Source organism: Gabonibacter massiliensis, assembly GCA_001487125.1.
GTDB lineage: Bacteria > Bacteroidota > Bacteroidia > Bacteroidales > Marinifilaceae > Gabonibacter > Gabonibacter massiliensis.
On record LN913009.1, the window covers coordinates 50,578 to 66,506 of the forward strand.

General features: G+C 46.7%; 12 protein-coding genes. All 12 read right to left on the reverse strand.

Annotated features, from left to right (window positions below):
* Nucleotides 1-55 precede the first annotated feature (55 nt).
* The gene (locus BN3283_RS00435; protein WP_059025280.1) at nt 56-397 is read right to left on the reverse strand and encodes a hypothetical protein; all 342 of its coding nucleotides are present in this window, start codon (nt 395-397) and stop codon (nt 56-58) included.
* 11 nt (nt 398-408) lie between these two features.
* Complete coding sequence (locus tag BN3283_RS00440) at nt 409-4,335, reverse strand: RHS repeat domain-containing protein (RefSeq protein ID WP_059025282.1); 3,927 nt, start codon at nt 4,333-4,335, stop codon at nt 409-411.
* Nucleotides 4,336-4,352: 17 nt separating this feature from the next.
* A complete protein-coding gene (locus BN3283_RS00445; RefSeq protein WP_059025283.1) occupies nt 4,353-8,381 on the reverse strand; it encodes a hypothetical protein in 4,029 nt (1,342 codons plus the stop codon).
* Between the two features lie 122 nt (nt 8,382-8,503).
* Nucleotides 8,504-9,574 (reverse strand): type II secretion system F family protein, encoded by a 1,071-nt coding sequence (locus BN3283_RS00450; protein WP_059025284.1) that lies wholly within the window; start codon nt 9,572-9,574, stop codon nt 8,504-8,506.
* A complete protein-coding gene (locus BN3283_RS00455) occupies nt 9,564-10,082 on the reverse strand; it encodes a hypothetical protein (RefSeq protein ID WP_059025285.1) in 519 nt (172 codons plus the stop codon). Before BN3283_RS00455 ends, BN3283_RS00450 begins: the two co-directional genes overlap by 11 nt.
* Entirely contained in the window at nt 10,072-10,434 is a 363-nt protein-coding gene (locus BN3283_RS00460; protein WP_059025286.1) for a hypothetical protein, read from the reverse strand. The genes BN3283_RS00455 and BN3283_RS00460 overlap by 11 nt, the downstream gene beginning before the upstream one ends.
* Complete coding sequence (locus BN3283_RS00465; protein WP_059025287.1) at nt 10,422-11,648, reverse strand: hypothetical protein; 1,227 nt, start codon at nt 11,646-11,648, stop codon at nt 10,422-10,424. The genes BN3283_RS00460 and BN3283_RS00465 overlap by 13 nt, the downstream gene beginning before the upstream one ends.
* A gap of 43 nt (nt 11,649-11,691) precedes the next feature.
* Complete coding sequence (locus BN3283_RS00470) at nt 11,692-12,159, reverse strand: hypothetical protein (protein WP_059025288.1); 468 nt, start codon at nt 12,157-12,159, stop codon at nt 11,692-11,694.
* Nucleotides 12,159-12,569, reverse strand: a complete 411-nt coding sequence (locus BN3283_RS00475; protein ID WP_059025289.1) for a hypothetical protein — start codon at nt 12,567-12,569, stop codon at nt 12,159-12,161. Before BN3283_RS00475 ends, BN3283_RS00470 begins: the two co-directional genes overlap by 1 nt.
* A complete protein-coding gene (locus BN3283_RS00480) occupies nt 12,533-13,045 on the reverse strand; it encodes a hypothetical protein (protein ID WP_059025290.1) in 513 nt (170 codons plus the stop codon). Before BN3283_RS00480 ends, BN3283_RS00475 begins: the two co-directional genes overlap by 37 nt.
* Complete coding sequence (locus BN3283_RS00485; protein WP_059025291.1) at nt 13,042-14,043, reverse strand: hypothetical protein; 1,002 nt, start codon at nt 14,041-14,043, stop codon at nt 13,042-13,044. Before BN3283_RS00485 ends, BN3283_RS00480 begins: the two co-directional genes overlap by 4 nt.
* Before the next feature lie 2 nt (nt 14,044-14,045).
* On the reverse strand, nt 14,046-15,929 hold the full coding sequence (locus BN3283_RS00490; protein WP_286137415.1) for a type II secretion system protein GspD: 1,884 nt from the start codon (nt 15,927-15,929) through the stop codon (nt 14,046-14,048).

A 15,929-nucleotide genomic window follows, 5' to 3' on the forward strand; every position in this document is an offset into this window, starting at 1 on the left:
GACGGGTTATCAATTTATTTATTCATTTATAAAACTTCATTAACAAACCATTCATCTATACTTGCATATGTATCTCATTTGTTAAAGTGGCCCATCCTATACTTTTCATTTGATCCCACGATTTCAAATCCTCTAATGGAGCATCCAAATTTTCAGGTATAAACACGACTACATCTATCGGAAAATGATCTAATTTCTTGATCGCAGAATCACTATATTTCGCCAATAACAATAAAAATGCTATTTCTTTTAACTCTATCCCATAATCTATACCACTTAAACTATGATTAATTTTTACAACTAAAACTTGACGATTGTTGACATGTACATTTTCACTAATTGTACACTCATAGGGACCTCTCAAATTCTCGTATTCTTCTGAAAATAAATATAACATAACTAATACAGTTAATAATTTACCCAAAAATCTTTTATCAAAATATTATTTTTATTATAAACTTTAAATTCAGGTACTAATCTTCCCCAATTTCCGTCCAATGGAGCTGCCGTATTCAAAGTTTTAATATTTATATTCTTCAATGGTGTTGATGCTTTCAATGTATAAACTCCCGTATTTACATTAGGTAAACCCGCAAAATTTCTATAGTGAGAGCCGTATAATTTTGGATTAATTGGAGTCCAATAATTACCAATAGCTCTAGCCTCTCCTCCAAAAACACGATAAATAGGAATCTTTATATTTCCTAACAGAGATTTTCCTAAACTTCCTAATGAAACCATTCCCTCTATTCCTCCAGTTCCTACAAAGAGTAACGAATTGATCGCAACTTGAGTCATCGGATGATTCAAGAAATTAGATTGAGCCCTATGCATACTATTTACAACTATATCATTTTTGTAAGTATCAGCCAATGGACTATTTACACCCAATAATCTCGATGACAATGCAGGATGATTCAAAATTGAGGATAAAGCATTTACAGGTAATGAAGAGGTCGAAACTGGTATATTTTGATAATAATTTAAATACATGTCTCCCATATTAATAGACACGCTACTACCTATATTACGATAAGTTTCTCCATTTATCTCTAATTCTCTTGCTTTACTGTCTCTCCATAAAAGAGCCTTTCCATCACTATTCTGGTACCAATCCATCGCTTGTCCATCCGGGTCAATAAACAAAATCGGACTATTAGCGCAATAATTATAAGAACTCAACGAGTAATACGCCTCGGACATCGGGTCGACACTGAACCAACGTCCTAACTCGGTATCGTACATCCGGGCACCGTAGTCGAGGTAACCGAGGTTGCCCGTGGTCTGATCTTCCTTGCCGTTGTATTTCAGACGGTTGGCGGGATCCACGTTACCGCCCGACTGGCTGTATCTCGTGCCGAAGGGATAGTAGTCGTTTCGCTCCTTCACGGTTCCCGACTGATCCACGATGCTTCTGACGCTACCGAGGTGATCCGTCAGGAAGTAACGAATATCGGTACCGACACGGCTACCCGCCGCAATAAGAACACGACCGCTCGCCATGGCTGCGCCCTCTAACTGTATCCCGGCGCTGTTTTTAACGTATGTCAAAGAACCCAAGTAATAGAATCCGTTGCCGCTCGCATCCGATACCCTTAACTTCGTCCCGTCGGCCAAATAAGTGTAGGAGGCTTTTAGCGTCGTTCCGGACTTTACCGCCGATAACAAATTTAAAACATTATATTCAAAATTCAAACTTTTTCGACTGTCATTTATCATGTTCCCGTTGGGGTCGTAAGAGTAGGTCCCGCTAACCCCGTTTTTGGTCAGGCCGGTCAATTGATTTCCCGTGTAAGTGTAGGCGAGAGAGGTCGCGGATGAACCCGTGCGATTGAGGGTCAGGATGTTGCCGTTACGGTCGTAAGTCAGCCCTTTCTCTTCATAAGCGTTGTTCCCGGCAAGAGCTGTCCATGCCGTTCCCCCCTGGTAATGAACGCTGCCTGACAGCCGGTTTAAACCGTCGTAAGAGAGAGCGTACATCACGGGAGTCGTGGTCCCGTTTTTCCATTCCCACTCGCCGATGTCGCCGTTGTAGTACTTCTTCCCGGAAGCACCGAGGGCGGTCGTCTCGTAACGTAACGTCATGGTAAAAGGAGTGCTGGTCTTGGAGGTAAGCCATCCCCGGACGTTGTAGGTCATCGTCTCGGGAAGGAAGGTCGATCCCGTCTTGTACTTGTTGGTCTTTAACCGCCCCACGGCGTCGTACTCGTGTTGTACCACGGCGGGGGTTCCACCGTTCAGCACGCCGCTCGATGTGAGAAGCCGTCCCCGGCGATCGTACGTGTTCGCCGTCTCCAGCACGTCGCTTCCCGTGGCGCTATAACCGTGGGCTTCACGGGTTTTCAGGACGTTTCCGGAAAAATCGTAACTCATGTCGACACGGCTCTTGTAACCGAGGAGGTTATCGCTCGCCACCTGGATCACCCGGCCCAGGTCGTCGTAATAGGTGGTGGAGGTGAGCCAGGTACTCGTGCCGAGAACACGGGTTTTCACGCTCGTGATCTTACCCCCGGTGTTCGTGCCTGGAGCGGTGGCGTACCCGGCGGTAGCGACAAAGGGAATCGCTATCACGTTCCCGGTAGTGGGATAGGTATCGTACGCCGTGTATGACAGGACCGTTCTCGTTCCCGCCGGGGTATAACTCGCGCTGGCGGATGCGGACGATTGGAGGGCGGCGGGAGTGGTAGCCGCCGACAACACTACCTCCCCGGTTTCAATCTCCCGGTTGAGGTCATCGTAAAGGGAGTAACTCCATTTTTTTGCATCCTCGGCCCGTTGGTTACCGTCCTGACTCATCACCAGGCGATCACGCTCGTCATACACCAGGTAGACAGGAGCACATCCCGGTAATTTCTTCTCCGTCACCCGGCTCTTACCGTCATAAGCGTAATAATAACCGTAAAGACCAATTATACCTGCTGTCAAAGGACCACGGGCATTCGCCTCCGGCGATAACACGTGACGCAAACGCCCCAGGTCGTCGTACACGTTACTGGTGGCCAGACGTTGCCCGGAGAGGTAAGTCACGCTCTCCACCATTTGCCCCCTCGCGTCGGTGAAGCTCTCCGTGATATTGCCGTCCTCGTCGGTGGTTCTCTCCCGGGAGAGAGAATTAGCCGGGTAGTAGCCCCCGTCGATTAATGTCCCGGCAGCGTCGACCTTCCAGCGACGCACCTCGTTGGCCGTGTTGGTACCATAATAAAGAGCCACCCGTTTTCCCGCCTGGTGCCAGTTTTTGCCGGGACCCGTCTCGGTCAACACTCGCCCGAGGGGACTCGTCTCGAAGGTCGAGAAGCTAAACGCGAAATTACTCTCGTCACTCCCGTAAATGCTTCCCCACCGGGAGGCGAAGAGATTTTTATCGAGGTAGGTTCCGGTTCCGGCGGTACTCTCGAACGGCAGGAACTTTTTCTCCTCCCGGCCGAGTTTACCGAAACCGAAAGGCGTGACGATATCCTTCCCCGAGGGAGAGGCTGCCACGGAGACTAATTGCCTGGAGCGTCCGCCGGGACCCGTGTAGAGCACGTCGTCTACACGTTTGGCCCTGTTCGAGCTCGAGCTCCCGGAGTCGTAACGCCCGCTGATCACCTGGTCCACCCCCGCGGTGTAGAGCTTCCCGTCGTACCGACAGACCGTCACGCTTCCGATCATCGCGATGGTTTCTATATCCAATGTAGCCTTTATCTGGTACACTCCGGCTTCTCTCACCTTAAACTCGATGGGACGATCCAGGTAACATTGCCATTTCCCTTTTTCGACCTCTTCGGCTTGAGCATCATCCGGCCACTCCGGGTATAGGCTCAGATCCGGATTGGCAGGTCCGTAAAGATACGCCACTTGTACTCCGTCACGATAAAGACCGTACTTCACACCCGGTTCCGTGCCCGACAGGCGTATAACGACCGAGTTTGTGTCGACCACGACACCGCCTCCCGATACCCGAAACCGATTCAGGTTGCCGTACGATCCTTTCCGACGGAGAAACAACGAAGTTTTAGCCAACTTCAACTGGTACTCCCTAAAATAGAGCTCACTCGTTCTCGGCATAGTTATGGTTATCTCTCCATCATAGCCTTCAATCTCTCCCCCTGCCACTTGTATCGTGGCTGAAGAAAAAGGTGTTCCCTGCAACTTCTGCCGCAAAGCGGTCTGAATATTTTCAGCGGTTACATAATCCGAGGTAAAAAAGGATACCTTTACTGTTCCCCCTTTCTGGGGAAAAATAACTCGTTCCGGTTCAAATTTTTGTATCTTATCCAAATGAACCAGCACACCTTGTCCCGCCACAAAATAGTGGGTAAACAAAAAGCATAATATGATATATATCGTTTTCATGATCTTGTTTTTTACGATTAATGATTACCAGGCTGTACATGATAGTGATACTCTTGAAGAATATTCCCGTTTTTATCTCTTGCCCGGAGCAAGCGCCCTTGCGGATCGTATTCCCGGCTCTCGATAATCCCGTTTCTGCCGGTACGACAAACGACATTCCCTTTACCGTCAAGACTGGTCAGTTCGAATTCAATACCGTCCGGACAGAGCGCGGCGGACAGCACGTCATCAGAAAACCTCAATTCCAGGCTTGCTGACAATTGCGCCGCCGAGACAGGAATTTCTCCCTCCATGCAATAGTGTCCTGTTCCCTGGGTGACCGTGAACGTGTTCTCCCCGGTTCCGACCGCTACCCCCGACTTGGTAAATGTCCAGGATACGGATATGGAGAGGGCTTTTGCGGCAGAACGTTCAACCAATAACTTGTAACGATATTTATTAGCATTTACCTTCTGTACAAGTAGTTTACCCGGTATGTCCACACCCATTTTATCCCGTCCCGACAAGAATGCCATCATATCGGGTTTCCGGGTATCAAACCGGATCGGATCGACAATATCCTGTATCATATTTAAATAATCCGCCCGAGATATTCCAATATTATTTTGTCTACGGTACCATACCATTTCGTATTCTCCCTGCATCTGCTCCTTTTTACCGGCCTCCTCAAAGATTTTTTGACGATGTTCTTTACCTTGTAAAATATCCTCCACGATATTCATAATTTCTTTATGAAGTGTCCAGGACTCACTCAAAAAAGAATCCCGTAAAACACTTTCAGGGAGATTTTGATGAAAATCGTAGTAGGTTTCCAATTTCTCCTTCATACCTTTATCCGGCAATTCATTCAAATTCAGATGCTTTAATTCGCTCTTCCGGTAGCGATCGATTGCGGCCACGGAAGAACGATCGGCCTGCGCGGCCACAAATATACGATTACCGGTCTCTTCGTCATAGACATAAGTCTCTTTACCCGCCGCAGATTTTACTTCGGCAACTTCCACTTTCACACCTACACCGGAGTAATGTAATTGGTTATCCACGGTATAGGCCGACTGCGCCCGCGTGAAGTAATTATTCAAACTACCGCTTGCCACGCTGACGGGATTCACCTGGTTCGATCGCAACAATTTAGAAGGCAGGTAATAATGTTTTCCACCGATCAGGGTATCCGTGTAAGTCGTTACCTCTTCACCGGCAAGGAGAAAGCTCGTGCTTCCCGCCGCCTTCACGTACGTACTCGTTCGAACGGGTAAATAGAGCATATTAGCGGCACGCATATCGGTCAACAACGCGCTCGTGTTATCGGGAAAGGCATCCATCACTACTTTTAAATCCTGCTTGTACTCTGTTCCGTCGGCCGTGGTCGTGACAACACTCGTGGGGGTAGTTCGCTGGGTATTCCCGTAAGTGTAGCTTCGGGTGGTCACGTTATATTTTCCGGTAAACGAGGTTTTTGTAAAATCACTCTCGGAAGGTGTTCCGGCAGCTGCCGATTCCTGATCGAAGAAATCGTACTCCACCTCCCCGGTCAAAACGGTCGCTCCTCCGTAATATATTTTATAAAATTGGTCCGGCACTACCATATTCTCCCGGGGTTGCACGTTGGGGACATAAAAAGTCGTATAGGGATTGAAATAGACTGTTGCCTCCCCGTTCCAATAAAACGGTTCGTTTCGATTCGGCATATAGGTTAACGCATTCTCCGTATCCACAAAAAAGCGGAAGGATTTCAATTGTTCAACCTGGGTAGAGAAACCATAAAGAGAAGCCCCCGGAAAGAACTCGTTTTTAATCGTACTCGAAATGGTATAAGTGGTCCCCGGAAGATTGACCAAAGCTTGAGAATAGCGGTTCTTTTTCAGTTTCAACAGCCTTCCTTGCTTGTCATACACGGCAGTACCGAGCGGCAAACCGTGTAACCAATAAGGGTAAAAAGAACGTTGATTCACCGTTGTCGTCTGAAATGATTGGGGCACGCAAAAATAGTGCGCCGTGTAACCGTTCCCCACCTGCTCTTCCACCACGTATTGGTAGAACAATCCGTTATTCCCCGTGTTCACGATAGCCATTTCGTCATTTTGCACGGAAGATAAAAGGACTTTATCGGAGAAACTACCATAATTCAGTTCTTTTGTCAAGGTTTGGTATCCCAACGCTAACACTCCGGAACCCGTGTTACCGGTAGCGGCGAGATTCCGGTAATGATAACGGGTGGTATCCCGGTTCCCCTCCCCATCGTCCAGCACGACCTCCTTCACACGAATTCCGCCGTACTTACTTCCGTTATACTCGTTCAACTCGTAATTCACGTTTAACTTCCAACCTCCGGTTCCCGTGATTTGCCGTAAAGAGTAGGCTTTCGCGTAATCGATATTACAGGATCGGGCAGGAGATGTAGTCAGCTCGGGAGGCAGGCTTAAATGTTCCGATTGTACATAAGGGTAATTCGTTTGTATTTCCGCCACTAAAGGAATCAAGTGTTCGATATTCGTAGCCGATCCGTTATAATAACCCCATATATCCCGAGTTTTGGCATGCAACGTATCCAAGTAATAATCAAAATTATAATACCCCAGTAATCCGGCTTTTTCATTTCCGATCGTCAATCGACTCAAGGTTCGTCCTTTATAGGAAAAGTTAACCTCCCGGACCACATCTTGTTTATAATTCTGCCATTGTATCCCTGTTACAGAACGTCCTTCTCCTAAAAAAACAATTTTATTCGCACCCCAGATAATTCGATCCGGTCTTCTTTCTTTAGCCGACTGTCGCATAAAATCATTCACCTTACGAACGGTCTTGGTTGTTGTTTCTTCAATATCAAGCCTCATATAACGCAAGATTTCCGTCAGACTCCCGCGAAGAGCCGCCGCATCCAATAGCCCGGCTTGTATATACTCATCCAGTAAATTCCGCACGTAACAGACATTGGTCATCGTTCCCGAACAAGTTTCGGAAATATAATTCCAATCGGACAAACAACCGATAATACGATCGGCTGCCGCAATCTGATTCATTACATTGTAATCGATCGTCGTATGTAATGTCGGGATTCGGATTACATCCAACTTGCTATATGTTATCCCGTCTTTTTCAGAGCGCTGCACCTCAGTCAATACTTCCACGTAGGTAGGAATATTTTCCACGTTCTGAGCCAATTCTCTGAACCGGATATCATTGGGTAATTGAGAAGCAAAATACTTGGCATTATCTATATTCGTGGTAATTTGTCTTTGATAACGATCGATCTTACAATCGCGTTCCTTCACCCCCTTTCCGTAATTATATACCATCTCGTTCCACGAAGTGTAGTCGACAACAGAACCGTCCGTGTAATAAAAACGGATAGGATCATCACCGGGAATTTGAATCTCACTCAAATACCAGGAAGAGACAAAATCTTTATTCCAGATATTGTTTCCCGCATCGTTCGGATCCTGATAACAAGCTCCTAATGTCATTTCCGGAACGGAAAAGACATATTTCACTCCGCTCTCGTCCGTGATCTCATATCCGTCTTCTATTTTTTCGATCAATAGATTCGACTTTTCCAAGGTTTTTACGACCACCTGACCGGCCTCTTTTACCTCGATAAAAGAGACCTTCCGTCCGTTGAAAAAAGCCGTGAAAAGATCGGATTCTCCATCCTGTTTATGGGTATTTACCTTTTTCCGGGTTGCCGTCGTGTGGTCTAAAGTTTCATTTAAAAATCCGCCATAATAATCATCCGCCATTCCTCCGCGAATCGTACGGGTAACCACACCTCCGCACATCAGATTCCACCCCATTCCGTAAGGTCCTTCCTGCTCGTCTACCTTGACGCCTTTAGCCGAATAGACAAGGGAAACAGGGAGGGTAAAATGCCCGGAAGATAGCTCAAACAGGGGAATCGTGTAATTAAAAGTTCCGGTACTGTAATCGACAGACGAGCTCTTTAAATCGGCAAGTCCTTTTGCCTGTTCACCCGGCTCAAATTTTTGCGCACGGGACATTCCTAAAATACCCCAACATAATATGAATATAAAAAACACTCTCTTTTTCATAATTTTTTAATTTTAAATTTCACTTTTGGTTCCATCGGCCTACTGCCGACAAATCGTTTTTAACTAATGTTCATGTTCCTTTCTCATAAGCACACATTTAAAAAATTCGACATTTGATTTCATTATCCGATGACACCCCCGAGCTTAAACATCGGCAGGTACATCGAGACTAACACGAGGGCAACAAGTCCCCCGACACACAGTATCAGAACGGGTTCCAACAGATTCCCGAGTTGTTTCAATTCATGTTCCAGCTCCCGAGTAAGATCTTCCGCTTGCTTCGAAAGCATATATCCCAGACGATTGGTCTCCTCACCAACCCGCACCAGAGTCACTAATTTTCGATCGTAAATCAATGGAAATACACTCAACGTATCGGCAAACAGTTCTCCCTTCCGTAACCCATGACTAATCCTATCGAATGAAATTTGATAAGGGAAAAAGGTAATAATATCCCGTAATAGCTCTATCCCGTTTAACAGGGGAACTCCGGAGCCGTAAAGCAAGTAAAGCAACTTGCAAAAACGGGCTTCCTGATTTTTTCGAACTAATCCCCCTATCCCGGGAAGTCGCAGTAAAAAAGAGGAGAGGGGAGAACGAATCCGATCGTTTTTACCCTGAAAAAAGAAAAAGAGTCCCCCCGCAACCAGAATACCCAAAAAAGTCAATAAATAAACCGGAAAATTGCCGGATAACGAAATAATCCACCGGGTTATAGCCGGAAGTTCTCCTCCCATGCGAGCATACACCTGTTCGAACATAGGGACAATGACCAATATCATAAATACCAGTACCAACATTGCCGTCGAGAGGATAATCAACGGATAACTCACGGCACCCGTTATCATCCGGCGTTGTTCCTCCCGTTTACGGTAATAATCGGCCAAAAAACGCAACGATTCATCCACTCGTCCCGTCTCTTCTCCGATCCGTAACACCCCGCTATCCAACGGAGAAAATTTCCCACTCGCCACAAAACTTTCCCAAAGCGAATGCCCGATAATCACGGATGCATATAGCTCCTCCAACAAAACTTTTACTCGTTTGTCCGTCTCCCCATCGATGAGTAACCGAAACGAACGCCCAAAGTCCAAACCGGAAGTCAAAAGCGAGTGTAATTCGGAAAAAAGTACCTCCTTTTTCCCGTTTTTCAATCTCCAGTTTTTCCGAAATACATCGATATCACTCTTCATACTCGTATATTTTTTCCTGCTCATGCAGTTTATCCGTAATTTCTCCAAGACGGCGATTACCGATACCGAAAGGAAGATCCAAGATCTTTTTCCCCATCCGCAGATATATCCGCAAAGAATCCGGAAAAGAGAGATCTTCTTTAGAGGATATAAACTCCCATCGTTCTACCGGACGAAAAAGCGTATCCGTACTCTCCTCACCAACCCGTACGACAACCGAATCCCTCTTTTCCAACACGGAACAAACCTCACCGTTTCGATAAAGGAATAAACGTTCTCCCCGAAGCTCGGCACGATCGTTCGCCTCGAGCAAACAATCCATTCTCCGGTAGTTATCCGACAAACGATAGGAGGACAACAATCTATCCGTCAGTCCGGCCGTCAACCCCCGAACCAGATCAACCCCGTCAAAGAGAGCCAGAAAGAGGAGGGCAGAAACCGTTACGACAACTAATATTTCTACCAGGGTCGTTCCTTCCCATTCAAATCGTTTTACATCAAATTTCATTGTTTTCGGATTTAATCAGATAATCGTACCGGCTATCCCTTCTGCCCCGCAAAGGATACACGTGAATACTCAATCGTTGTATTTTACCCCGGTAAGGAATCAACTCGATCTCCAAGATTCCCCCGTCGTAAGTTCTCGTGTAGTTTCCCGAGGGAAAGGCCCCCCTCGAATAGTCCTGAAAACACCGTTTCACGGCTACCCAAGCGCATAAGTCCTCTTCCGGGGATTGCTCCTTTAGCATCACGCGTGTCAATATCTCCATCGTGACCATAAAAGCTCCCAACCAGATAACGGAAGCCACGATACACTCCAAAAGAGAAGAGGCTCGCAGTTCATGTCTCAATCGACCCATTTGACCTCCTTTCTCTCGTAATTCTTTCCCATCCAAAAGGGATAAGAGACCAGCGAAGTCTCCAGCAAAGCCACATCATAAAGAATCCCGGAATAGAACCCTTCCGGGGCAAAATAGTAAGAGGACCGGGCATACAGGCTACCCGAAACGACCCCGTGTACCTCGGCGATACCGTCCACGTACACCAATCCTCGCACCCTGGAACTCTTCGATTGAAAATAGTTGGCCGAAGGAACTTCGCTCTCCTCATCATGCCCGGATACGATAATATAGCCATTTACCTCACAATACTTCCCAAGACGGATAAGCCGTCGATCGTTCTCTCCGCTCACCCACAGACCCGAGCCGGGAGACAAACGGACCTCATCCTCCAGAAGAATGGAATCCCGCGCAAATACCTGCAGACTTCCCTGAAATCCGGCAGCAATTTCGACTTTACGGGCCACGACGATCAGGTTTTCCAAGCGATTATCCCGCTCTAAAAAAAGTTCTCCCGGGGTATACAGGATTACCCGCCCCCGCATATCGACTCCGGAAAGGTATTCTCCCGTTTCGAAACAAAGAAGCGAATCGGTAAAAGATCGATGCAGATACTCGTTTCCCGCAAGAAGAGGATATCCATCAAGAGAAAAAAGTTCTCGAATCCCGTCAACATACTCCTTTTCAGGAAAGGGGAACTCTTCCGGACTCTGTTTTATACTTCCGGCATCGACCTTCTCCCCCCCGAAAAAGACCGAACGCACCTGCGTGTAAACAATCCCGTTACGGGGAATCCGGGCATCACCCTTCACGTAGGTTTTCCCGGCTAAGGAAAGAGTCCGTCCATCTTCCGGCAGAAAAAGAGTCGTTCCGTATTTCCCCTCTCTTCTCTTTCCGAACATCCGGGTTCCCCGTGTCCCGTTACGAACCTTCACGGTGACCACCTCATACAAACCCCATTTTCCCGAAGTATATTGTACCCGGGAAGAGGAATCTCCCTCGTAAAGCAGATAAGTCCGATCCTCCCGTAACCTCTCTGTCAAAGTACTGTCCAAAGCATAAAGTACAAAAGCAGACTCGATATGCGCCCGGTATCGTTCCCGTTGCTCCGATTGATATTTCAATGTTAATTCAATGTACCACAATGACATAACAGACAAAACAACCAATAACATAAGCATGCAAACTACCAATACGGTAGCCAGCACCGAAGCCGGTATCGTACAATTTCTCATAAATTCAGATTTTTAACGCACGGACAATAAAACGCTTGTCCTTTTACTCATTTTCCATGATTACCGTGTATTGCTTACTTCCTTTACGCACGACGACAGAGTCCGCAAACACGCTACAAACCAAGAATCCGTCGATTTTGTCGGTGACGGCAACAATCCGTCGCTCCTCTCCCGACGCCACCAAAAGAAAGTCTTTTTTCCCCTTTTTAATTTTACCCAACAAACGGAATCCGGGAGGAGACTCCACTTGCTGAAGGAGTTCCCGCTTTTTTCCGGGCAGTCTTCCCCGGGAGACAGGCCGAGCCGATCCATGACCTAAAAAAGGGTCCCGGTAATTTAATAGCAATGCAACCTCTGTTCCGAGAGGAGACGTTCTCGGTTCCATAACGGGAATCTCCGTTTTTATCCCGGAACCGGTTAACCCGATCACCCGGACCGCAATCGCACCCCAAATCAAAAAAGTCGACGCCAGTAATATCCATTGGGTCCCGTTCTTTTTCAATGTTTTCATCACTCCTCTTTTGAAGGTAAAACAACAATTCTCCGTACGGAATACAATCCTTTATATGCCGAATTCTCCGGCCTTACCCGCCATTCATAGGTACCTATATCCAAGGTAAAAGAATATTTATTCCCCGTCACAAGCGTATCCAACAAATAAAACTCAGGCCGTTCAAAACCGGGTTTCGCCACTTCCAATCTATAACCCGAAGCCCCGGAAACTTCCTCCCACACGAAATTTTGTTCCCCATGCGGTGTCCGAATGCTATCGGCCGGAGCTATCAAACACACTCTTTTCTCCGAAATATCTTTCTCGAACAAATCCTCACATCCTCCCAATAAAAGCAAGAGAATCATACAACCGGCCACCCTTTTCTTCCGTTTCACTCCCGATGATGTACGCTTAATTGTTGTATCCATAACGTCATTTTTAATTGTTTCTTTTTCTTCACTCTGTCTACGGTCGTACCAAAAACGACCGAAACCACTTTTCCCAATGATTTATCCCGTTCGATAAAATCCAATAATTTCACTAAAGAGATAAAATCTCCCGAAAGAATTAATTCACCGATATCTATTCTTACGCTCCCTTCCGTTCGAAGCAGATAAGGAGTATATTTAGACACGACGGTCTCTCCTTCCGTAAGCATGGGTGATAATTTTTTCAACCACTGCCCGTCCTGTAACACGGCTTGTGAAGAAAAAACCTCTTTTACCCGCGGTAGACTACTTCCGTCCGATTCCATCCTCAATTTTTCCAACACGCCCAGTTTCTCTCTATACTCCTGCCAGGAAGCAACCGTTCCCTGAAAACCTAAAAACCAGGCTATCAAAGGCAGGGCACACAACAAGCCGGCCAGTTTTATAAAACTCTTATAGGCTCTCCATCCGTTCATAACCGAATCTCTATTTTAAAGAGCGACTGTCCCGTATCCCGTTCCCGCTCCAACGAAATCAACTTAACCTCCCGGGCGAAATCCGTTTTCGTCAACTCTCCTATAAACCGCGTTATCTTTTCCGTTATCGCACATCTCCCTTTGCAACGCAGCAAACCGTCACGAATCGACAACGGTTTTCCCTCTTCGTAAACTTTGAGAAGCGGGCCGATCTCCAAAGATTCCAGCACGACTTCCGGAGGAATAACAGCAGCCATCCGGTCGACGATAAAAGCATTCCTTCGATTTCCGGTTCGCCGGTATTCATTCACGACACGTTCCACTTCTCTCGAATGCTTATCCCGTGCCGAAACATTACGTTCCATCCGAGTCAATTCGGCCTGTAGCAAAGAGTGACGTTTTCTCAACGTGTCGTTCCACAGGAAATTGACCAACAATAAAGAGAGCAGACAGACCAAAACGGGTAATCTCAATTTACGCCTCAGAAGAGTACACAAACAACTTCCTCTTTCCGTCGGCTCCATCAATACCTTCCATTTCAATTCTTCCTGAAAAAAGCGGAAGAGATACGACTCGTATTCCCGTTCGTCGACAGAAGGACTCAAATGAATGCCTGCAACGGGAATCTTCTGCTTTTCCAAAACAGCCGACAAAACCTTTATTCTCTCTTTCCGGGTAAAAACGATCTTCATCCCATCCCCGGAAAAAGACTCCCTTTCCCACAAAAATTCACCTCCGACAGTTATTCGTTCCATTCCACCTCCGGTCTCATCGAATAACTTCGTAATAATCCCCTCTCCCGTGAACCATATAACAACAGGGTAATCAGGAGATTTTCTGAAAAACGACTCCGGTTCCACGCTTCGTTCCTCTCTTACTATCGTCACTCTTTTTCCGCGACAAATCCCTTCCAGGTAATCCACAACCGGATCACCCTCTCTCTTCATTCGCACAACCAGGAGTCCAACTCTCTTCAATATTACACTCAATCCTCTCATTTTCAATAGATCACCGTAGGTTTAATAAATACGTTTAACTTCTCATCCACCTTACTGTTTTTCGTCGACCCGAACAACCATTTCAAAACCGGGATCCGGGCTAAGAAAGGTAATCCGTTAGACGTTTTTTCCCGGCTATTTCGATCTATCCCGCCAAGCAGGACCATCTCTTCGTTCCGCACCTGAAGCAAAGACTTAAAACTCCGGGTGGCAGTACCGGGAGGGGCATCCTTCTCCTCCCGGGTTGTAAACTCACTCTGCTCTATCTCGATCGAAAGGGTTATCTTCCCGTCCTGACTCACGAAAGGCACGATCTTCAGCGTCAAATTAGCCTCTATATTTTTCCAGGTATAAGACTCTGTCGGGACCGGGATCTGAGAACCGTAATAATTATTTTGGACCTCTTTATAATACTTGGTCTCCCCGCTCTTAAGCGTTGCTTCATGGCCATTTAAGGTAGAAAGTTTCGGAGTCGAACGCAACTCGATATTCCCGGCATCCTCCAAGGCTTTCAGGTTAAGGTAGAAATCAGGCGTCACTTTTCCCAAATTAATCGATCCGAAACCGTTAAAGCTATTGATCAACTTATTGATCGAGGAAGCCGAGAGCGACACGGCCACACCCGGACTTAACGTACCGCCTGTTTTTACCGGTTTATCTCCGAGTCCGGCCGTTATACCCACTTCCCGGATGACGCTTTTTCTGGAATCCACGATCAATACCTCTATCGTAATCAAAGGTACGCTACGATCTATCGACTCCAGGAATCGTTCCACCTCCCGTACCTGACGAGTTGAACCGGTCGCAATAATACTATTTTGATCCGGAAACAACTGTACCTGCATTCCGGTCTTCATGGCCGTGGGTATCAACTCCACGATTTTATCCGCCGAACGATAACGCATCGGTATCACCCGGGTTAAAACCAACTCGTTATTTTTAGTCGTCGAACCGAATAGAAATATTCCATTCTCTTCCCGGTAAGTAAAAGGCGTACCGGCAAAAAGCACCGAAAAAAGAGCAGGTAAATCAACATTTTTCACGTGTAGCGCCGTCTCCTGATTCAACGGAACCAGAAACACCCGGTCGATTCCGAGCAACGCACACACATCCGCCACGATGTCCTGAATATTTCCCCGGTTGATCGAAGCCGTTATCCTTTTCAAACTATCGGCCGTTATCTGATCGGCAGAAAAACCGCGCCTCCTGTTATAAAGGGGAGCCGTATCGCTTTTATCCCCGGCAGCTGCCAGCGGAGCATACAACATCCATGTTCCGCTTTTCTCCCGGACAATCTCCAATTTATTTCCGGAAGCTAAAACCGTAATAGCCTCCTTCACCGGCATCTCCCGAACATATCCGGACACCCGGTAGCGGTATAAATCAGTAGGAACAACGATCTTCTGTCCGGTCAAAACACTCACTATTTTAACGACGGAAATCAGATCGTCATCCCGAAGATCGTAAGACAAAACACCCTTTATACTATCAAATTCTATTCGGGGCTCCCGTGCAACGGGAGCAGGCTGTTCCGGGGAAGTAATCGAAATAATATTCCCCACAACTTCCAAATCCAAACGATACTCTTTGCACAGAAAAAAAAGCAGATCATCGATACGAATCCGTTTAAAGTTACAGGTAACCATCTGATCCTCGTCCACCTTGTAACAAAGATTCACCCCGTTTACCCGGGCTATGGCTCGAAAAAATTCTCCAAGCGACAACTTCCCGACAGAAATATCGATCTCGGAAAGGTAAACACTATCCCGGGCAACAACCCGTTCCAACCTCACCCGGACAGAATCCAGCCGTTCTTCTTCTCCTTTCACCTTTCCGACGAATACCTGTAAAACAACAAACAGCAGAATCATTTTTATACTCATCAT